This is a genomic window from Caballeronia arationis (genome assembly GCF_001544975.2).
In the GTDB taxonomy this organism is placed as follows: Bacteria; Pseudomonadota; Gammaproteobacteria; order Burkholderiales; family Burkholderiaceae; genus Caballeronia; species Caballeronia arationis.
Genome location: NZ_FCOG02000057.1, coordinates 21,174 through 41,085, shown reverse-complemented (window position 1 = coordinate 41,085; position 19,912 = coordinate 21,174). Strand labels below are relative to the sequence as shown.

The following is a 19,912-nucleotide window of genomic DNA, read 5'->3' as shown; positions in this document are numbered from 1 at the left end:
TTGAGCACAGTCGCCTGAAAATGAGACTGGCGCGCGAAGCCAACTAAGCGAGCCGGATCGGATTACCGAGAACTGGACCGGCGCTCACGAACGCCAAGATGAGACCGTGAGAAAGGCGCAAGAACTCGGCACTCTCGAGTGAATAAGGCACCTTTCGGGTCGCCAGCCCCCGATAGTTCGCGTAGCAGCAAGGAGGTCCCGCTCATGAACACGAGCCAGCGCTCCGTCTCGTGGATAAACCGCGGCTCCAGGTGACGAAGAACGATGGGACAGCGTCCCGGGAATGCCGATCAGTCTCATTGATCAAGACTGTGTAGCGGCTCGCGATCTGGCTGAACGTCTGGCGGCGGCGTGGTAACCAAGCCGAAAAAAGGCCCGCCGAAGCGGGCCCAGAAGGCGATGATCTACGAACCACGTCCCTCCCATCCTCCCGCGATAGAAGGAACGCGCAATCCAAACAGCAATAGCTGTGCCTCTCGGAATACCGACTCGGCAGCAGGTAAATAGAAGCGAACGACGGCGGGCCGGGTTTGCGTTCCCGCGAAGTCAATCCGCGTGGACCTTCTCGCCTGCCGGGCTCGTGGGAGCAAGCTGCGCAATGAGCCTCAGCAGGGCGTGCGGCGAATCTCCCTTTCGGCAATAAGCATCGATCCCGGCAGCTTTGCCGCGCTCAATGATTTCGCGCTCGGTAAGTGACGTGTAGGCAATGACGGGCACGAGCACCAATCGGGGCGAGGTCCGAAACGCTCGGGCGACCTGGAAGCCGTCGCAACTAGGCATCTGAATAGCAAGCACGACGATGTGCGGTGTCCAGTGTTGCGTCGCCCTCAGTGCGGCTGCCCCACCGAGGACCGTTGTCGGCCGCAGACCACCAGCGATGAAAGCCTGTGCCAGCGCTTTCGCCAGTGCGCTGTCATCGTCGACGATGAGCGCCGAAATAGGTGGTTCGACAGAATCGAACGAACGGGTAGTCCAAAGATGATGGACGGCATGGTGGCTGCGCGGCATGACAGGCGCGGGCAAACTGATGTTCTCATCGCTGAACGGACTCGCGCGTCATAGACGCCGCAGCGGGCAATGCGGACCAGCCCTGCCTGCATTGGCGCCAAAAAGGCGTGAGTGCGGACAAACTTTTCTTGCGCAGCAAGCCCGCCTCGTCGAGCGCGCCGGACGCATAGCACATACCAGTCCGAGATTTTAGCCGAACCTCCGCCTAATGAAAATCGCTCAGCCGCGACCACGGAACGATTTTTTCATGCAGCGTCTTCGAATCGACCAGCCGACACGTGCCGCTCGCACGGAAAACGTCCGCGGCGCGCTTTCCACTTACGCCGCTGTTCGGATCGGGGCCACTTCTGTGACTGACATGCGCGTCTTAAGTCACTGCACCGCGGTATCACCATCGACTGGCAGCCGCGCTGTGGGGTGAAGGGGTAAAAGTTACCCAAGCTGCTCCGCGATCCGCGTCGCCTCGCGTCCAGCGTCGTCCAGGGCATCAGGAGCTAATGCGTACACTTTTGTTCCACGAATCACGGTCACTTTGGGCCGTTCGCCGTTGTACTCCATGACCCGAACCACTGACACGTAGCCTCCGGTCCGCTCCTCGATGTCCGGCAGAACTGTATAGCGCCCCTTGAATATCGATTGCAGTCTCATGACGGCTCCTGTGCAATGTAGGATCAGCAAAAAACTCGCCAACCGACCGACCGACCGCTCGCGGCAGCATCTGCGGCCCATCCAAATTCCCGCGCACTGACGCCGACGCGATTTGCCGCAACTTGTCGGCCGGACACGCGGTGCGCCCGCCCGGCAAATCGAGGAACTTCTCGATCTGCGTGGCGCTCGTGCTGCCCGCCCGGCATCCGGCTGATGCTTGTCGAAAACACGCACGCCCTGATCGAAGAGCGCGCGGGAGAAGCGCCCAGCCGATCGCCGCATTGCGGTTGGGCTGGCTCGCATCGAGCAGGGCTGCGGTCTTCGATGAAACGCAGCGACGCCACCACGAGCGGCGGTATCCGATCGAAGTTCTCGTAGACGTAGCCGCGCTGCTGCGCGCCCTAAAGCGGCGTGCCGCGTGAATCGAGGAGCAGCAGTCCGGCGCGGTCCTTTTCTTCGCATAGAAGGAGAGACCTTGTCGGCCAGCGACGCCATCGTGGCGGAGTCGCGCGCCCTGCGAGATCCCCGTAAATCCGCGCGCGAACAGCCGTTCTATGAACGACGGCAGTGACGCGTCATGGAGACGCACGTCGTAGGGGCCGGCGGTGGAATAGCGAGCTCGGAGCCTCGCCGACAGTAAAGCCGATGTCGGGTCCGAGTTCAGACAAATCGCGCGCCTGGCGTTGCGATGATAAAAACGCCGCCGGTGGGGAAAAGCCCCCACCGGCTTTAGGCGGCTTAGGGTGAGGCGAAGCGGCGCCGAAACGCCGGCTGGGTATCGACCGTTACGCTGAAGTCGTACCAGTTACCACTTGCGGATACGGGCCAGCCCTTGTTGACATTACCGCCCGCCGGCGCCAGAAAGACCCATGGGCCGCCGCCGATGCGATAGGCATTCGATCTGACCGTAAATCGGCAGGCCGCAGTGCCTGAATTCCGCATGGTCACGCAGACCGCGTTGTTCGCTACGTCGTAGCTCACCGCGATCTCGGGGTCCGCCGTCCTGACGCCCTGTGGCTGGGTCGCCGCGGAAGACTCGCAGGAAGCCGTTCGCGCCATGCACGGCGATCGAATACTTCGTGCCTTTGATTTGGGATCGCGTCCAGCTATCGGAGAGCTACGTGCCGGGATCGAGCGCATAGCGGCGGGGGGTTCAGTGACCTTGCCCGCATGTCTGAAGGTGCACCTTTCCATCGCGTGCAGCTTTTTTTCGAGGATGAGAACGAGGATCATGCACGACATCGATGCGCAGGGGAGGATCGTTCTTGAGAAGCTTCGAGTCGACATCGAGGCCACGCGAGAAGCGTCGCTCTTTAAAGGACAAGTAGAAGATGATCTCTTTGTATGGGGTGAAGCTGCGTGCGCGTCAAACATGACGTCCGTCCACCTTCTATCCGCCGGTACCCGGCCGGCCTTATCCTGCATGCGCATTACGCCGGAATCATCACTTGGAACTGCCCCATCTGCATAAACCGATTGCATCAGCAACCCAAGGGGATCATAGGCATGTTCACCTCAGACCGTTTGTGTTTGCGTAGTTGCCTGACCGATCGGGTCGAGCCGGAATTGCGCGAGGCCGCTGAAAGCGTGTTGTCCCACGCCGAGAGTCTGTCGGCGTTTGTCGAGCAGTCAATCGGCCCGAGCATCGAGCGCCGGCGTTCATGGAGTGGTTTTATTGCGCGCGGCCTCGCCTCACGCGACAGCGCCAAACGGAGCGGTCAGTATGTCTCCGCCGATGACGTCCTGGCTAAGCTCGAGGACCGGCTGGCAGGAGCCAAGACACGGCGCACGACTGCGCGATGACCAACGCGGGTCGGTTTACCCTCGAGGCCGCAGCGGACCTCGACCATTCTCCAGCGCGACGCCACGACCACGCGCCGTCAGGGTTTGCTTCTCGTATTAGTAAAGGACTGCACCTACACCCATCTCAACGCTGCGAGCCCACCACTTTAAACACTGTGCTGCCAGCGACTGTCATTGCACTGCTGCCGTCCTAGGTGCGCTATGCGCGGGGCGATCGAATTTGTGAGGGTGAAAGCTCCAGACGGTTAGTTGCTTTCTTTCGATCGGAAAGCCGCCGACCGGGCGCGCGACCGTACGTACTGAGGGCGGCAAAAGGCGGCTCTGGCGCTTGGATAGGAGGACAGCAGCCTGCCAGCCTCATTCTTTGTAAGTGCGTAGCACTCGCACGCTCGGGCCTCCAGTCCTTGCCGATTGACCACCTTGATTCTTCCCCTCGTCGGATAGATCAGCCCCGCCTTCTGCAACCGTCCCACGAAGGCGGTGATGCCTTCGCGTCGAACACAAAGCAGATCGGCAATCCGCTGCTGCGTAGTCTCGATCGTGCTATCAAGGGTCGCGTCTACAGCGTCGAGAATCCAGCGACATAACTGTTGTTCTACAGAATGATGCCGGTGACATGCAGCGAGCTGCGCCGAGCGAGTAAAAAGCACTTGGACGTAAAGCATTACCAGGCGGCGAAGACAGTCACTGCGCTTGAACTGTTTTTTCAGAGCGCTTGTCCGAATGCGGTATGCGGCGCCCGCGCACTGAACTTCGATGCTCCACGCAAGCACCTCGATGTCAGCCAATAAGGCGGCCCCCGTCGTGCCTTCGCGCCCAATCGCAGCAACCTCGATCGACCGACCATCCTCCATATTTTGTACGAGTGAGACGGTGGCGGAGATCGGGAAGTAAGCGTACTGCATGCGTTCTCCAGGGCCGCATAAGACGTTTGAACTCTCTAACCGGACGACTTCCAAGTCTGGAGCCAGCGCCTGCCAGTCATGGCAGGGAAGACTTTGGAGCAACCGGTTCCCGTGCAGGTCGGATTGTAACGTGAGCATCAATGTTAGAGGTGTTGTGCTTGAGCGCCCCTTCGGACAAGCAAGGCTTGGTCCCTTTCGGCCACAAAAGAACAATTCAACGGTGTTCCTCTAGCTACTGACTGAGTCGGCTGAAGCAAACGTTTGACCAAGAATAAACGTTCGAAATGAATTTAGCGCGCACACCCGGCGCATCCAAAAGTCGCCGATTGACCACCCCAAATTTACAGTGGCGATCGTGTAAGAAGGCCGCATCGCTGGGCGAACGTTCGACGCCTCGCAGCAGACACGCGCGAGAAAGTTGGAGACGATGATGTTCAAGGAAGCGGCAAAGACTCGCGAGACCCGTCGCAATGCACCGTACTACTAATTGTTTCCATGTCAAAGAACTGGAACTCTGCAGCTCGCTCGAAAACACTGATCCTTCAGACGTCGCCTGAAAGATGCTTGCCTAAATCATGCGCCGAAGCCGCGCTTTTATACTTAGAGGAAACTTACAAACGCGATGGGCGCCGCACTGCAGATAGGTTTGACCGTCAATTCGGCTCTCGCCTGTACTCCTCCGGTCAAGCAGAAGTGTCTAATGTTGGCGCTTATATCATCGGGCTCTCCTAACACTTGACTCCGCCTGCGCTCGCACGAACCCTCGACTTCGACTCGGTCGGGATGGGCGCCGATCTCGTTGGCAACCTGCTCGACTTCTTGCGGGTAACTTATAGGCGCCATGAATGATTTCTGGGTATCGAATCGCTCGCCGGCCCGTCGGGCGCTCGACTCACCGTGCGGTGCGCTTGGAGGTCGGCGGAACACTTTTTGCTCAACGACTGTCGGCGACGGACTCCAAAGTGGCTTTAATCGTCTCAATGTCGGATCATAGCTCCAATCATGGAGGCACTCGACCAGCGAATGACTGAGGAAGTGAAGTTCGAATTTCGCATGGAGCGGTTCACCACCGCTCAATCGCCACATTGCTCTGCCTCGGGAGATCTCGAAAGCCGCGATGTAGAGAATGCCGCAGGTTTGCCTTTTAAAATTAGACGCTCAGGAGATTGCAATCACGAAAAAGTTCATAGCTGCTATCGCATCCGCACTGCTAGCCACTACCGTATTCGAGCAGCCGGCGATGGCCGCAGACGCAAACGATGCGCAAAAAGCTCAGATGAAGGCAAACAGCGAGAAGATGGAAGCGCAGGCCACCGCGAACAAGAAGGCGGAGGCACAGAGCGATGCCGAGAAGGCCCAAGCTTCAGCCAATGAAGACAAAGCTTCAGCGCAAGCCGACGCCGATAAGAAGGCTGCCAAAGGCGCCAAAGCGACCACTCCCGCGGAGGCGTCGGGCGCTCGAAATGATGCGGCGAACGCGCAAACCAAGGCCGATAGAAAAATGCAGCAGGCTCAGACCAAAGCTGACAGGAAGAAGCAGGACGCAGCAAACGATGCAAACGTAGCGCAAGCGAAGGCTGACGAGAAGAAGGTCGAGGCCCAAAACGACGCTAATAAGAAGGCGGCAGAAGCCAATGTCGACGCCGCAAAGAAGCAGTAGAAAATGATGGCCGATCGTGCCACTGGCCGATCGCCATCAAACGTCACTCGTCGGGAGATCGTCACTGTCGTCCCGACGACAAAATCCCTGCGATTGCCGCGCGATGCCAGCGCGATAATCGCGGACGATCTTCCTTGCCCGGCTTTTCCGCGTCGGTTCAGGCGCTTTGAGCGGGCGAGTCGACCGCCCGCGACGCTCTCTGCCGCGTCCGATCATCGTAGAGTCGCGTTTTGAAGTACAGCGATCATCCGAAGCCTGGTTTTGCTGGTCGGCCATCGGCCAATGCGGTCAACCGCGAATCAACAGGAACCGGTAACCATCAACGACCTTCGCCGAACGGACTCGAGTAGAGTCACCACTGGCTCCTGCGACTGGTCGTCCATTCAATTGCTGGGCGCCTTCGTCCAAGCACAATAGTTCCCGCGAAGTTTCAGATCGCCGCCCGTTCGAGGGTCATTGCTTGGGCATCGAAACAGTTTCGTGTTTCGAGAATGCGCATTCGTCAAACGGCAACAACGCCAACAGCATGCGTCGCAACTCTCGAACTTCGACCGGCGTCAGCTTCGCCGTCAGAACGCGCTCCACTTCCTCGACGCGCGGGCGCAACGTCGAAAGCAGCTCCTTGCCGGCCAACGTAAGAAACAGCACGTAGCTACGCTTATCGACGGGATCGTCGGAGCGTTCGATCAATTCATTGCGGACCATGCGTGCGACGAGATCGGCGATCGTCGATCGTCGATCGGTCCACGTCGAGTTTATCGCCGAGCAGGCGTTGGTTGACTCCCGGCGTCCTCTGCAGGATCTCGAGCGCCGCGTACTGGACGTTCGTGATCTCGGCGGAGACCTCGCTTTGCCATACAGCCAAGTGCCGCTGTTGAGCACGGCGGACGAGGCTGCCGGTGAATTTGGAAAGCGCGTCAGCGCTATCGATTTTGGCTGGCACTTTCTAGTGGTTCTGCGAAATCGGATCGGTTCGAAAAATGGGCGCAAGAACGCGTTCAATTCGGCAGAGGCGTCGAGCGGAAGCACATGCGCGACGTATTGGTCCGGACGGACAACGACGAGCGCATCGCGCTCGCGGTCAATGCCACGCTCATCGAAGATATCAGTCGATGCGTCACTCGTAAATGCCTTCTCGTAGTCGATCAGGCCGTATCGGCCTTTGCGCGGCAACATGACGCATGCAGATCTTCGAGCCGGACCTCTCGGTGAGGCATTTGCAACACGGCGCGCAGATCGAAAACGCTATCGGCATCGGCATCGCTTGGTGTGGCGCGACGAAGGACCGATTCTGGAGACGTCGCGAGATGCTCGCAGAGCGCTTCGAGTGCGTTTCGGCTCGTATCCGAGAAAGCGTACAGGCGCCACCGGCCGTCAGCGCGTGCCACGTGACCGAGGTGCATGGGCCTTGCATCGGCTATGCGAACGACGGGCGACGAATGAAAGCGCGTGCCGATCGTGAAGCCACTCGCGAGCGACTGGTGCGTCGCTTCGCCCGTCAGCGCACCCGGCCTATAACGCGTCGCCACGCCCGCCGTATATCGGCCCGCGCGCACGAAATACGCCTGAAGTTCCGCAGGATCGACACCGCCCGCCTCGGGATGATTGCGGTCCTTCGGCGGGGCGGCCATCATCGCGGACCATTCCTTGTCGAAGTCGATGAGTTCTTGCGCGACAGGCTGCCTCTCATCCGAATACGTGCGCAACAGGCTTGCGTCGCTGCGTCCTTGCAGCACTGCTCCAAGCTTCCAGCCGAGATTGAAGCCGTCCTGCATCGACACGTTCATGCCTTGACCCGCTTTCGCGCTGTGCGTATGACAGGCATCGCCCGCGCTGAACACGCGTGGCTCGCGCATGGCTCCATCGACCCCGATGGCATCGTCGAAACGCTCGGTCAAGCGTTGTCCTACTTCATACACCGAGAACCACGCAACCTCTTTTACGTCCAGCGAATAGGGATGAAGAATGCGTTGCGCGGTCTGGATAATGCATTCGACCGTAGTCTGCTTGACGGTGTCACGATTTTCCGGCGTGACTTCGCCGAGGTCGACGTAGAAGCGCACGAGATAGCCGCCTTCTCGGGGAATGATGAGCAGATTGCCTTTGCTTGCCGACTGGATCGCCGCCTTGAGGCGGATATCCGGGAAATCGGTAACGGCGAGCGCATCCATGACGCCCCACGCGTGGTTGGCGGTGTCACCGGCGAGCATTTGTCCGATGGTCGCACGCACGCGGCTTCGGGCGCCGTCGCAACCTGCGGCATAACGCGTGCGCACGGTGACTTCTTGACTAAGCCGCGCACTATCCGTTCGAGGCAAGGTGACGTGCACCGGATATTCGTCGGATTCATCGCGCTTCACATCGACGACCTCGAGATCGTAATCCGGTTCAAGCCGTTGCGCGGACCGGCGCATCAGATCGAGCAGATACGCAGGCTGACTTCGGACCGGCACGAATCGGACTGCGCTATCCGGTGGAAGTCGGACTGGTCGGCAACACGAAAGAAACGCTGCGTGCCTTGCTGCCTCTGCTGCGCCAGAAAGACGACATATTCCTTCGCGAGATTCAGGCGAGCGTGGCGCAATAGTATGGGTTACTCGATCGCGCCGTCGCGACCGAGCGGCTTCCGATGCGGCCGCAAAGCGTCATTCGCGCAGTCAGCGACGCGTTCGCTCCGATGCAGTCGTCTGTCGCGACTGCCGCGCTAATACGCATTTCGGAGCCCATTTCCTGACCTTGCGCGGGGGTCCTCAACTCATCGCTACCGGGATGCTCGCCACCATGGCGCCCCGGCTGCCGTTCGCCAGCGCCGCACAACTCGCGAATCTGGGGCGCCAGGTCATCGCTATCGTCGGCGACGGCGGAATAGCTATGGTGATGGCCGAGCTATCGACGGCAGTCAGAACCGGCAACCGGTCAGGGTCGTCGTGATGCGCAACCATGATAGCCAAAGTCGTGTTCGAGCAGAAGCAATTGGGCAATCTGCCTAACGGTTGCGAACTGGGCGGCATCGATTTCGCACAGGTCGCGATGGCACGCGGCGCAAAAGGCTCGCTTTGCGGAGTCTCGCTTAGTCTGTACCGCGCTCGTCTGGACGCTGGGTTCGACTCGCACCGCGTTGCTCGAAGTCACGTCGATCCGGCCGAAGCTGTAGCGACGCCGGAGCGGTTGAAGGCCTGATGCGCGAATCTGAACCGTGGGGCGCTGTGCATTCGATCTCTATGCCGTCTGTTCAGCCGTTGAATCCGACTGGCGATCGAGACGCCACTTGGCGGCCGGATCGCCATCCGACGTGTATCTGTACATCCAGTGGCCGCAGGTCATGCACTTGTATTGGTCGCGAATCATGACCGAATGAGCCAGCACGCCGAAAAACCCGGCGCCGAACAGCGCAAGATTCGGATGGGGCGGCCAACTCGATGGCGCACTGTTCAGTTCAACGCAAGCTTCGCACGCGCGCATCGTCTTCTCCCTGAGTTCCGCGCGACGCCGTGCAGGGCGGGACTGCTGCGGTCTACGCGTTCGATTTACTGAACACCTTTCTTTGCAGCTAGCGCCTGTGCCATCTTCAGATGCTCCTGGATCGTCGGCAACGCCTTTCCTGCGGCCTTCTTCAGGTCAGCGTTCTGGCCACTTTCAGCTTCCTTCTGGAATGCTTCGACGGCTTTCCGGTGACCCTCTACGCCGACACTCTTGATATACGCATTGTCGAACTCCTTGCCCTTCAGACCCTTCAGCGAATCCAGAACAGTCGCGTCCGAGTTGTCCTTGGGGACTGCCACGCCGTGCGGCGCCGCCATCTTCAATTCAAGCGTGAGCTTTGTGTGATCGGCCATCATGTGATGCGCAAAGTTCTGCACATCCTTGTCTTGCGATTGCTTGGTAGCAAGCTTGGCAGCATCGATTTCGGTCGAACCGGACATAGACGCTGCCTGCACAAATTCCTTGTCTTGGGGTGGCAGGTCGTTTGCCATTGTGGTGCTCGCCGCCTGCGTCTGCGCGAATGCAGGCAACGCGGCCATGACAAGCGTCATCGGCAGCAAAAGCGTTTTCGTTTTCATCGGATTTCCTTCGAGTTGATTGGGTGATTGGTATTTAGCAATGCGGATGCCGCGTTAAATAGTGTTCGGCACGCCTTGGGTCATAGTGACCGACTTCTTCAGTGCACGCGCGGCAGACATCACTGCATGCCTGACAGTGATCGGCCGGATGCCGGCCACATTCGTCCGCACAGGAGTCGCAAATGCGCGCGTACAGGTCGCAAAAGTCACGCATGAACCGCGAATCCTGCGCAAGGGCTTCTGACGTAAAACGCACCATGCAGCGCGGTCAAGATCGAGCTGTCGTCGCGCCCGGACGTCTTTGCGGGCGCGAGCGAGCTAATCACAAAGCAAGCGTCGACCCTCTCGGCAGCGCATTTAGCCAGTGCCGTTCGTTTCGATAGAGCGAGCGGTTCTGCCGCGTCCGTCACCCACGACCGCTACAGATGCGTGACTTCGACATCGATGCTTGCGCTCGCGGGCATTTCCATGATTCCCTCAGACACCGAGACCGGGACTCTCCACACTCCCCCTTTCCGCTGACCAATACGGCCTGCGATTGTAGTATTCGTGCAGCGACGTGCCCCACGCGGCGTCCGCCATCGCGGGCCAGTGGTCTTTGTCGAAGCCTGGGTCGTCCTTGATGCGATCGGCCAGAATGTCGACGCGGAAGCATTTCTCGTCGGTGTCCATTGTCAGCGCGCTCCAGGGAATGGCATGAAGGGTATCCCCCATTCCAAGAAAGCCTCCACTCGAAAGAACCGCGTATGCAACTCGCCCGCGTCGTATGTCCACCATGATTTCCGAGATCTTCCCGACATTTTCGCCGTCCGACGTGATCACCTTCGTGTCGTCCAGACTTGACGCCGCCATGACCTCCGGTCCTGGCCCATCGCCGACACCGCTACCGACGATTTTTGCCCCGGCAGTGTCTCCGGAGCCCGTGGTCGTTACATCAATCATGATCTTCTCCAAATAGATCCCGCTTTCCTCTCGCTCGGGTTTGTTCGACCGCGAGCGCCTTCACCTGGCGCGGGTAACATGGGACGATGCAACGAGCGTGCCCAAACTTTGAACAGAGCAAATCCGGTCCGGATTGCTACGAAGCGTTGGCCGTCCGGGCCAGGTTCATCCGGCATGTCCGATGCTGAGACGACCTGACGACTTGTTTGCGCAGCCTCCTCGACGCGCGCGTTTTCACGGAGCGTTCAATGCCACCTCGCAGCCCAAGCGAAAATCCCGAACAAATTACAAACGCCGCGTCGCGCGGTGACGGCACTCCGCTGTCCGAAAACACGCGACGTTCCTTTCTGCAGCGCGGCGGGGCCGGAATCGCTGCTGCGCTCGCCGCAGGGTCGGCGGGCAGCGTGTGGGCAGCCGGAGCGCCCGGGGGGACGCGAATCAGGTCAGACTTTCGATGATTCAGGACCCCAACAGCGAGCAGAAGGAAGAAACACCGGACGCCAGCCTGCCGCCCGACGATCGCGTCGGCTATGCGGTGGTCGGGCTTGGACGGCCGTCGCTGAATCAGATACTGCCCGCGCTTTCGCATTGCAAGTATTCGAAGCCGACGGCGCTCGTCTGGTACGCGCCCAATCTGCGTGCCGATCCGGGCTCGGGTCTCGGACGCATCGGCGAGGCGGATATCGCGTCGTTCCTCAAGACCGGGCACGGCGGCGGCATGGTCGCTTTCGGCAGCATGGTGCAGACGGTCGGGGACAGCCTCCAGTATCTCGACGATGCGGACCTGCGCGCGGTCGCCGCGTATTTGAAGAGTCTGCCGGCGACCGGCGCGGCGGACGGCGCCTGGTCCGCTGCGAGCGGCCCGGCTCCCGCGTTCAAGACGCGCGCACCCGACAAGCCGCCCGCGATGGGCGAAGCCGCCTACGCGTCGTTCTGCACCGAATGCCACCGGCCGCGCGGTGAAGGCGTTCCGAACGTGTTCCCGGCACTCGCCGGCAATCCTTCGGTCCTCAGCGAGGACACGACTTCGCTGATCCGCCTGCTCGTTGAGGGCGGCAATAGTCCCGCGACGAAGCATGGGCCGCCGCGTCAGGCGATGCCGCCTTCGCGGGACAGTTGACCGACGTGCAGATCACGCAGGTGCTGACCTACGTGCGCGGGTCGTGGGGCAACGATGCGCGGCCGGTCACCGCGAACGACGTCGCGTCACTGAGAGACCGGCTCCACAAGTAAGCACGTCGCCGTTTAACTTTTGACTGCGCGAATCTTTGCCGTCGGCGCGACGTGCCGGATGGCGTCGATCAATGCCTCCGCAGCGACAGGCTTCGTCAGATGCAACTGAAACTCCGCCAAACGCGCGCGTACCCCGTCCTCGGTTTGCACAAAGCCCGTCAGCGCGACAGCGGGAATCCGCTGATCGAGCGAGACGCGTCGCTCCTCCTCCAGATGGCGCACACGACCCAGCAATTCATATCCGTTCTCCTCGCCGAGCATGATGTCGACCAGTAACGCGTCGGGCCAACGCGCAGATGGGATCGCTGCGAGAAGCTCATACGCTTCGCTCGCGGATGCGGCGAGCTGAACCTGTGCACCGGCCGCCTGCAGCAAAGCTTCGAGCGCGTCGCGCGTCTGTTCCTCGTCGTCGATCGCCATGATCCGCAGCCCCGCAAGTGAACGCTCGGCCGTAGGCGGCCGAGCGAGCTCGTCGGGCAACGGTGGCCCTTCAACGACGAATGGACTCAGCGGCAACTCCGCGACGTACGAAAGCTGATTGCCAACCGGACTGATGGTGAAACTACCGCCCGCCTCGGCAAGTGCATCTTCGATCCGTCTGGCCTCTTCCTGCGACAGTTCCGCCGGCGCGCCACTCGCGCCGAGCACGCTCAGCCAGACATGATTTGGCTTGCGCTCCGAGCGCAATTCCACGCGATCGCCCGGCTCGGCGCGCGCAATTTCATAGCGACATAAATCGGCGACCACCTGCTGCAGCACGGCAGGATCACCCCAGACCAGCAAGTCGCTCTCTGCGACCACGGCGGATAAGTGGACGCGTTTCTCCGCGATCTGCGCGCGCAACGCAGCGATTACCCCGCTCGCGAGCGTGCCGAGCCGCACCGGCTGCGCGGTGAGCTTCCTTTGCGTGTGCTCGAGCTCGCCCTGCTGCCATTGCAGCGACCACATCTTCGCGTAGACGCCCTCGCGCGAAAGGAGCTCGTCGTGCGTACCCTGTTCGACGACGCGCCCATGCTCCATGACGAGCGTCCAGTCCGCATTGACGACGGTCGACAAGCGATGCGCGATTACAATCGACGTGCGTCCACGCGCGAGCCGATCGAGCTCGCCCTGAATCGCGCGCTCCGAACGCGTGTCGAGGGCCGATGTTGCTTCGTCGAACACGATGATGCGCGGGTCCTTGAGGATTGCGCGCGCGATCGCGATGCGTTGACGCTCGCCGCCCGAGAGCCGCACGCCGCGCTCGCCAACGCGCGTGTCGTAGTGGTCCGGAAGACGCTCGATGAAGTCGTCGAGTTGAGCGGCGCGCGCCGCGCGGGCGATGTCAGCACGAGTCGCGCCCGGCCGCCCATAGGCGATGTTGTAGGCGATCGTATCGTTGAACAGCACCGTATCCTGCGGCACGATGCCGACTGCTTCGCGCAGGCTCTGCTGCGTGACATGACGCAGATCCTGCCCGTCGATACGGATCGCACCGCCCGTCGGCTGATAAAAGCGAAACAGCAGCTTCACGAGCGTCGACTTGCCCGAGCCGCTGCCGCCGACGATGGCGAGCTTGCGTCCCGCATGCGCGTTGAAGGTGACCTCGCGCACGATCTGCCGAGCCGGTTCATAGCCAAAGTCGACGTTCTCGAACTCGATCTCGCCGGCAGACACGACGAGCGGCCGCGCGCCGGATTCGTCGATATCTTCGCCACGGTGTCCGCGCGCCAGCAGAATGTCGAACATGCGCTCGACATTGACGAGCGCATCGTTGGTCTCGCGAAACACGAAGCCAAGCGTATTGAGCGGCATGCAGGCCTGTACGATGTACGCATTCACGAGCACGAGATCGCCCACGCTCATCCCGCCCGCCACGACATGCTGCGCCGCGAGCAGCATCACGGCTGCGATGCCTGCCGCGACAATCGTGCTCTGACCGGCATGCAGGATCGTCAGCGCGCGTTGATTGGCCGTGCGAGCATTCACCCATTCGTCCAGGACAGACGACAAACGCCGCGTCTCCGTCGTTTCGGTCGCGAAGTAATTGACCGTTTCGTAGTTCAGCAGACTGTCGACCAGACGGCTGTCGGCTTGCGACTCGATCCGGTTGACCGCGCGCTGGAACTTCATGCGGTAGCCCGTCATGAAGAACGTATAAATGCCGTACGAAACAAACGTCGCGATGACGATCAGCACGAACCCGATGGCATAGCCGCTCATCAGGATCGCCACCACCGTGCCAATTTCGATGACCGTCGGCACGATCGTGAACAACGCGACGCCGAGTAGAAATCCGATGCCGTCCGTGCCTTTCTGCACGTCGCGAACGACGGCGCCCGTTTCCCGCTTCGCGTGGAAACGTGCGCCCATGCTCTGCAAATGCGCGAAGGTTCGCTGCGTGAACGATGCGACCGTGCGTTGCGTGACGATGCTGAACACGACATCGCGTGCTTCGTTGAGCACGTCTCCGAGCCAGCGGAGGATCGCGTACGCAAGCACGATGAAAACTGGAAACACGAGTGGCGCCGGCTGGCTCAGGTCGTCGATGATGAGCTTGAGCAGAAGCGGCACACCGACGACGGCGAGCCGCGCGCAGACCATCAGCGAGACCGCGGCCGTCGTCTGAGCCTTGTAGAGCCAGATGGCTTGCCAGAGATCCAGCGCAATTCGGCGCTTGACCGCCGCACGATCCGTCGATGCGTGCGCATGCTCCATTTGTGTCCTCTGCAGAAAGAGCCTACGTCTTTGAAGCGTAGTCGATTGTCGTTGGCGGGCGTCAGCAATCGTCGCACCATCGGTTGGCGACGCATCAGGCCCGCCGATTGCGAAGCGGCCGGGACCTTTAGCGCCGGACTCCGATATGCCCGAAGCCTCAAGCATTCTTGTCATTTCGCCGCACTTCGACGACGCGGTCTTCAGTTGCGGCGCTTGGATCGCGTCGAATTCAAATGCGGTCGTGTGCACCGTTTTCGCCGGCTGTCCCGACACACGCGTCGCGACGGACTGGGACCATCAGTGCGGCTTTAGCGATGCGCGCCAGGCGATGCGAGAACGCATCGCCGAGGACGACCGAGCACTTGAGTTGCTCGGCGCGACGGGCGAACGCCTGAATTTTCTGGACGCGCAGTATGGCCCTACGGTGATGCGCCGACCGTTAATACGGTCGAACGCGTACTCTGCACGATCATTCGTTCGAGCGAACCCGCGACCCTCGTGATTCCACTCGGCCTTTACTACTCCGATCACGTTTTGACGCACATGGCGTGCCGAAATGCGTGGCGCAGTTCGCGCGGCCTTACCTGCATCGCCTATGAAGACGCACTGTATCGCCGGATGGACGGCCTCGTGCAGCAGCGTCTCGCAGACTTGCTGACGAATGGCATTGCGGCGACGCCCGAGGCAAGCCACGAGCATCCCGCGCTAGCAAAGCGCAACGCCGTGGGCGCATATACAAGTCAGTTGAAAGCGTTCGGTCCGCATGGCTACGACGACGTCTATGCCGACGAGCACTACTGGCGCCTTGGCCTTGCGACGCAATGAGCGCGGTACCGATGAACGCCGCGGGCGTGACCGTTGTCGTCCTAACGCACAATCGCGTTGAGCAGGTGCTGGAGACGCTCGAGAAGCTTCTAGCGCTTCCAGACTGCCCGAATGTCGTACTCGTCGATAACGCATCGACCGACGGCACCACTCAGCGCGTGTCCCAGCACTATCCTTCCGTACGCGTCGTCGCCTCCAAAACGAATCTCGGTGCGGCCGGACGCAACCTGGGCGTCGCGTGTGTAGCGACCGAATACGTCGCCTTTTGCGACGACGACATGTGGTGGCAAGCGAACTCACTAAGCCGCGCGGTCTCGATCCTCGACGGGTCCCCGCAGGTTGCTGTTTTGGGCGCACGTGTGGTCGTCGGCGAGGACGAGGCCCTAGACTCGACATGTGCATTGATGAAAGCCAGCCCGCTCGGCGCCCGCGGATTGCCCGGTCCCGCGTTGATCGGCTTTCTGGCGGGCGCAAGCGTGTTCCGCACCGATGTGTTCCGTCGCGTGGGCGGCTACGAGCCAAAACTTTTCATCGGCGGCGAAGAAGAGTTGGTCGCGCTGGACGTCCTTGCGAGCGGCCTCGCGATCGTGTATGCGGACGATCTCGTCGTCCATCACCACCCCTCGACATTGCGAGACAGCGCGCTACGGCGACGCCTACTTGCGCGAAACGCTGCATGGATCGCATGGCTTCGGCTGCCCATAGGCGAAGCATGGCGCGCGACGCTGCGCGCACTCGTGCTCATGCGTCGCGAAGGGACACTTCTGCGCGGCGCGGCGACCATGTTCGCGGCGCTTCCGTGGGCGCTAGCGCGACGCCGCGTGATCCCACCGAGCGTGCGGCGCATGCGCGCCATCGTGTTCGAGGGACAGCAACAGCTCGACTTATGAAATACACGCTTTTCGCTTCTACACACTGCGTGTAATAACGTGCCAATCGTTCTCCGTGAGAAATTGCTTTCGTCCCCCACCGAACAAACGCTTATACGCGTTTTCATCCGAGTGGCACAACGAATGCTAAAAAAGTCTCGCCCGGCCATTACGCTGCATTACTGAACAATTCTGACGGAACCACGCCATGAAGATCGCATTGATCAGCGAACACGCATCGCCGCTAGCCGTCGCGGGCGGTGTGGATAGCGGAGGTCAGAATATCTACGTTGCGAACATCGCTAAGCAACTTGTTCGCGGCGGGCATCGCGTCGACGTTTTCACCCGGTGTGACCGGTCGCTATTGCCGCTCGTGTCACGCTTCGACGGCGTGCGCGTGATCAATGTACCTGCCGGGCCGCCGACACAACTTCCCAAAGAGCAGCTTCTTCCGTTCATGGACGAGTTCGCTCGCTTTACGATCGAATTTTTCCGCCGTGAAGACGAACCATATCATGTGGTACACGCGAACTTCTTCATGTCAGGCCTCGTAGGACTGCGCGTGCAGGAAGCGCTCGGGACGCCGCTTGTCACGACGTTTCATGCGCTCGGTCGCGTTCGCCGCATTCATCAAGGTACGGACGACGGCTTCCCAGACGCGCGCTTCGACATCGAGGACGCGCTCGTCACGCAGTCGGATTCCGTGATCGCGGAGTGTCCGCAAGACGAAGCGGATCTCGTGTCGCTGTATCGCGCGGACCCGGCGCGCATCGACCTCGTGCCCTGCGGCTTCGACAGCGACGAGTTCTACCCGATGGACCGCGCCGCGGCGCGCGAGGAACTGGGCTGGCCGCAGGATCGGTATATCGCCTTGCAACTGGGACGCATGGTGCCGCGAAAGGGCATCGAAAACGCCGTCCGTGCCATCGCGGCATGCAATCGCGAACTGGGTGAAGCCGCGCATCTGTATGTCGTGGGCGGCAACTCCGACGACCCGAACGAACTCGCGACGCCGGAGATCGGACGGCTAAGAGGCATTGCGCGCGCGTGCTCGATCGAGCCGCAAGTCGAATTCCTTGGACGGCACGCGCGGCAACGGCTGAGGCTCTTCTACAACGCCGCCGATGTATTCGTCACGACGCCGTGGTACGAACCCTTCGGCATCACGCCGCTTGAAGCGATGGCCTGCGCACGGCCGGTGATAGGCGCCGATGTCGGCGGCATCCGTTATTCAGTCGCGCACGGGCACACGGGCCTGCTCGTCCCGCCCAAGGACCCGCTGGCGCTCGCGCATTGCCTCGCAGTATTGAAGCGTGATTCCCAACTCGCGGAGCGCATGGGCGCGGCTGGACTAGAGCGCGCGAAGCAGATGTTCACGTGGCACGGCGTCGCGCAGTCGCTCGCTCGCGTGTACGCGCGCGTTGCAGGCACTGCGACGAGCGAGCGCGTTGGCGGCTTCGAAGAGCGCACGCGCATCGCAGCCGGAAGCGCTTCTGCATGACCGCCCCCGCTGCGATCTTTCTCGACAAGGACGGCACCCTGCTGGATGACGTGCCCTACAATGTCGATCCCGACGCGATGCGGCTTGCACCCGGCGCGCGCGAAGCGCTTTCAATCTTCGCCGCGCTCGCTGTGCCGATCTTCGTCATCAGCAACCAGAGCGGTGTGGCACGCGGGCGCTTTCCGATCGAATCGCTCAATGGGGTCGAAGCGAGGCTGCACGAACTTTTTGCAGAATGCGGCGCGACACTCAGCGCGGTCTACTGGTGTCCGCACGATGCCACAGGGACCGTCGAACCCTACAACCAGGAATGCGATTGCCGCAAGCCGATGCCCGGCATGCTGCTGCGCGCGGCGCGTGAGCACGGCGTCGTGCTCGCAGATTGCTGGTTTGTCGGTGACATCCTCGACGACATCGAAGCAGGCCGGCGTGCGGGATGCCGCACCATCCTGATCGACAACGGCAACGAAACCGTATGGCGTGGCGGAGCATTGCGCGAGCCGCATGTGGTCGCAACCGACATGTTTCGCGCAGCCCTGGCAATTCGCGCCATGGACAAGCGCGTGAGCGCGCGGGAGATTGCCCGATGAGCCGCAACCCGATCCCCCTCGCGCTGGAGGCTCACGCCCGTACGCCGGCGGCGACGTCCGTGCGCCCGTGGGGCGACGATGTCAAACGCATTCTGTGCGTGCGGCTTGACAACCTCGGCGACGTATTGATGACCACGCCCGCCATGCACGCGTTGCGATGGGCAGGTCAGCAACGGCATCTGACGCTCCTCGCTTCGCGTGCGGGCGCGGTCGCCGCGCGCCATCTTTCGGACGTCAGCGACGTGATCGAATACGATGCGCCATGGGTTAAGCAAAATGCGCCTCCCGATTACCGCAACGATCTCGCGATGCGCGAGCGTCTTGCGCGCGGAAATTTCGACGCCGCCGTGATCTTCAGCGTCTATAGCCAGAATCCGTTGCCCGCCGCGATGCTGTGTCATCTTGCGGGCATCGGCAAACGGCTTGCGCACTGCCGCGAGAATCCCTATGGCTTGCTGACCGATTGGGTCGCCGAGACCGAACCGCAGCATCGCACGCGTCATGAAGTCGAGCGGCAACTAGCGCTCGTCGCGCAGGTGGGCGCCGAGACGCCGGATCGGCGCATGCGCTTCGACGTGTCGCCGCAGGACGCCGCGAATCTTGCGCACAAGCTCACGCTGCTTCACGCGCCGGCCGACGAGCCTTATATCGTCATCCATCCGGGTGCGAGCGCCGCATCGAGACGCTATCCGCCGGAGCGCTTCGCAGAGGCCGCCGAGCGCCTGGCGCACATGACTGGCTGCGCCGTCTTCGTCTCCGGCGCTCAGGCCGAAGCGGACCTTACCGCGCTCGTCAGCGGCGCACACCCGAACGCGATCGATCTCGCCGGTGCGCTGAATCTGGGCGAACTTGCCGCGTTGATCCGTGGCGCACGCGTCCTCATATCGAACAACAGCGGGCCGGTCCACATCGCCTCGGCGCTCGGCACGCCGGTCGTCGATCTCTACGCGCTCACGAATCCGCAGCACATGCCGTGGCAGACGCCTCATCGCGTGCTGTATCAGGACGTACCTTGCCGCTGGTGCTATCGCAGCGTGTGCCCCGAGGGCCATCACGCGTGCCTCAACGGCGTCGCCGTCGACGACGTGGTTGCCGCCGCTAGCGAACTGATGGAAGAGCGCCGCGCTAACCGCGAAGCCTTGGCCGTGCCGCTCACGACAATCTGAAACC

General features: G+C 61.4%; 19 protein-coding genes and 5 pseudogenes. 11 read left to right on the top strand and 13 right to left on the bottom strand.

Annotation, left to right across the window (positions count from 1 at the left end; genetic code table 11):
• Nucleotides 1–546 precede the first annotated feature (546 nt).
• From AWB81_RS26590 to AWB81_RS48850, 5 genes and pseudogenes are all read right to left on the bottom strand, one after another.
• Nucleotides 547–1,008 (bottom strand): response regulator, encoded by a 462-nt coding sequence (locus AWB81_RS26590; RefSeq protein WP_062639517.1) that lies wholly within the window; start codon nt 1,006–1,008, stop codon nt 547–549.
• 432 nt (nt 1,009–1,440) lie between these two features.
• Nucleotides 1,441–1,656, bottom strand: a complete 216-nt coding sequence (locus AWB81_RS26585; protein WP_062639516.1) for a hypothetical protein — start codon at nt 1,654–1,656, stop codon at nt 1,441–1,443.
• Between the two features lie 61 nt (nt 1,657–1,717).
• Nucleotides 1,718–2,348 (bottom strand): annotated as a pseudogene (locus AWB81_RS47000) (glycosyl transferase family 51); the annotation flags it as partial.
• 46 nt (nt 2,349–2,394) lie between these two features.
• Complete coding sequence (locus tag AWB81_RS45850; protein WP_159938940.1) at nt 2,395–2,637, bottom strand: phospholipase domain-containing protein; 243 nt, start codon at nt 2,635–2,637, stop codon at nt 2,395–2,397.
• A 52-nt stretch (nt 2,638–2,689) separates the two neighbouring features.
• Nucleotides 2,690–2,761, bottom strand: a pseudogene (locus tag AWB81_RS48850) (hypothetical protein); the annotation flags it as partial.
• Between the two features lie 401 nt (nt 2,762–3,162).
• Here AWB81_RS48850 and AWB81_RS26575 point away from each other — a divergent pair.
• Nucleotides 3,163–3,459: a YlcI/YnfO family protein gene (locus AWB81_RS26575; RefSeq protein WP_062639520.1), complete on the top strand. Its 297-nt coding sequence runs from the start codon at nt 3,163–3,165 to the stop codon at nt 3,457–3,459.
• A gap of 245 nt (nt 3,460–3,704) precedes the next feature.
• Here the strand turns inward: AWB81_RS26575 and AWB81_RS26570 are convergent, their stop codons facing one another.
• Entirely contained in the window at nt 3,705–4,502 is a 798-nt protein-coding gene (locus AWB81_RS26570) for a Crp/Fnr family transcriptional regulator (RefSeq protein ID WP_087135214.1), read from the bottom strand.
• A gap of 1,102 nt (nt 4,503–5,604) precedes the next feature.
• Between AWB81_RS26570 and AWB81_RS26560 the strand changes: the two genes are divergently transcribed.
• Entirely contained in the window at nt 5,605–6,024 is a 420-nt protein-coding gene (locus AWB81_RS26560) for a hypothetical protein (protein ID WP_235025925.1), read from the top strand.
• A gap of 453 nt (nt 6,025–6,477) precedes the next feature.
• On the opposite strand, the pseudogene AWB81_RS26555 reads toward AWB81_RS26560, so the two are convergent.
• Nucleotides 6,478–6,967: pseudogene (locus tag AWB81_RS26555) on the bottom strand (MarR family winged helix-turn-helix transcriptional regulator).
• 32 nt (nt 6,968–6,999) lie between these two features.
• Nucleotides 7,000–8,453 (bottom strand): annotated as a pseudogene (locus tag AWB81_RS26550) (FAD-dependent monooxygenase); the annotation flags it as partial.
• Between the two features lie 121 nt (nt 8,454–8,574).
• On the opposite strand from AWB81_RS26550, the gene AWB81_RS48845 reads away from it, so the two are divergent.
• Together AWB81_RS48845 and AWB81_RS26540 are read left to right on the top strand one after the other, a co-directional pair.
• Nucleotides 8,575–8,955: a thiamine pyrophosphate-dependent enzyme gene (locus AWB81_RS48845; protein WP_087135213.1), complete on the top strand. Its 381-nt coding sequence runs from the start codon at nt 8,575–8,577 to the stop codon at nt 8,953–8,955.
• A 24-nt stretch (nt 8,956–8,979) separates the two neighbouring features.
• Complete coding sequence (locus tag AWB81_RS26540) at nt 8,980–9,204, top strand: hypothetical protein (protein WP_144444186.1); 225 nt, start codon at nt 8,980–8,982, stop codon at nt 9,202–9,204.
• A gap of 39 nt (nt 9,205–9,243) precedes the next feature.
• On the opposite strand, the gene AWB81_RS26535 is transcribed toward AWB81_RS26540, so the two are convergent.
• The 4 genes from AWB81_RS26535 to AWB81_RS26520 form a co-directional block, all read right to left on the bottom strand.
• Nucleotides 9,244–9,486, bottom strand: a complete 243-nt coding sequence (locus AWB81_RS26535) for a hypothetical protein (RefSeq protein ID WP_062639510.1) — start codon at nt 9,484–9,486, stop codon at nt 9,244–9,246.
• A gap of 65 nt (nt 9,487–9,551) precedes the next feature.
• Nucleotides 9,552–10,085, bottom strand: coding sequence for a DUF4142 domain-containing protein (locus AWB81_RS26530; RefSeq protein WP_062639509.1), 534 nt, complete (start codon nt 10,083–10,085; stop codon nt 9,552–9,554).
• Nucleotides 10,086–10,119: 34 nt separating this feature from the next.
• Nucleotides 10,120–10,344 carry a four-helix bundle copper-binding protein gene (locus tag AWB81_RS49280; protein WP_510183678.1) on the bottom strand — a complete coding sequence of 75 codons (225 nt, stop codon included), beginning with the start codon at nt 10,342–10,344 and terminating at the stop codon, nt 10,120–10,122.
• 218 nt (nt 10,345–10,562) lie between these two features.
• A complete protein-coding gene (locus tag AWB81_RS26520) occupies nt 10,563–11,027 on the bottom strand; it encodes a PRC-barrel domain-containing protein (protein ID WP_062639507.1) in 465 nt (154 codons plus the stop codon).
• A 619-nt stretch (nt 11,028–11,646) separates the two neighbouring features.
• Between AWB81_RS26520 and AWB81_RS46995 the strand changes: the two are divergent.
• Nucleotides 11,647–12,260, top strand: a pseudogene (locus AWB81_RS46995) (c-type cytochrome); the annotation flags it as partial.
• 12 nt (nt 12,261–12,272) lie between these two features.
• Here the strand turns inward: AWB81_RS46995 and AWB81_RS26510 are convergent.
• The gene (locus tag AWB81_RS26510) at nt 12,273–14,957 is read right to left on the bottom strand and encodes an ATP-binding cassette domain-containing protein (RefSeq protein WP_062639505.1); all 2,685 of its coding nucleotides are present in this window, start codon (nt 14,955–14,957) and stop codon (nt 12,273–12,275) included.
• A gap of 145 nt (nt 14,958–15,102) precedes the next feature.
• Between AWB81_RS26510 and AWB81_RS46990 the strand changes: the two genes are divergently transcribed.
• The 6 genes from AWB81_RS46990 (at nt 15,103) to AWB81_RS26485 (ending at nt 19,908) form a co-directional block, all read left to right on the top strand.
• Complete coding sequence (locus tag AWB81_RS46990) at nt 15,103–15,459, top strand: PIG-L family deacetylase (protein ID WP_235025924.1); 357 nt, start codon at nt 15,103–15,105, stop codon at nt 15,457–15,459.
• Nucleotides 15,456–15,782: a hypothetical protein gene (locus AWB81_RS46985; protein ID WP_235025923.1), complete on the top strand. Its 327-nt coding sequence runs from the start codon at nt 15,456–15,458 to the stop codon at nt 15,780–15,782. Before AWB81_RS46990 ends, AWB81_RS46985 begins: the two co-directional genes overlap by 4 nt.
• Nucleotides 15,779–16,672 carry a glycosyltransferase family 2 protein gene (locus AWB81_RS26500; RefSeq protein ID WP_087135212.1) on the top strand — a complete coding sequence of 298 codons (894 nt, stop codon included), beginning with the start codon at nt 15,779–15,781 and terminating at the stop codon, nt 16,670–16,672. The genes AWB81_RS46985 and AWB81_RS26500 overlap by 4 nt, the downstream gene beginning before the upstream one ends.
• A gap of 187 nt (nt 16,673–16,859) precedes the next feature.
• Complete coding sequence (locus tag AWB81_RS26495) at nt 16,860–18,152, top strand: glycosyltransferase family 4 protein (protein WP_062639504.1); 1,293 nt, start codon at nt 16,860–16,862, stop codon at nt 18,150–18,152.
• On the top strand, nt 18,149–18,742 hold the full coding sequence (locus tag AWB81_RS26490) for a D-glycero-alpha-D-manno-heptose-1,7-bisphosphate 7-phosphatase (protein WP_062639503.1): 594 nt from the start codon (nt 18,149–18,151) through the stop codon (nt 18,740–18,742). Before AWB81_RS26495 ends, AWB81_RS26490 begins: the two co-directional genes overlap by 4 nt.
• Complete coding sequence (locus AWB81_RS26485; protein WP_062639502.1) at nt 18,739–19,908, top strand: glycosyltransferase family 9 protein; 1,170 nt, start codon at nt 18,739–18,741, stop codon at nt 19,906–19,908. The genes AWB81_RS26490 and AWB81_RS26485 overlap by 4 nt, the downstream gene beginning before the upstream one ends.
• Nucleotides 19,909–19,912 lie beyond the last annotated feature (4 nt).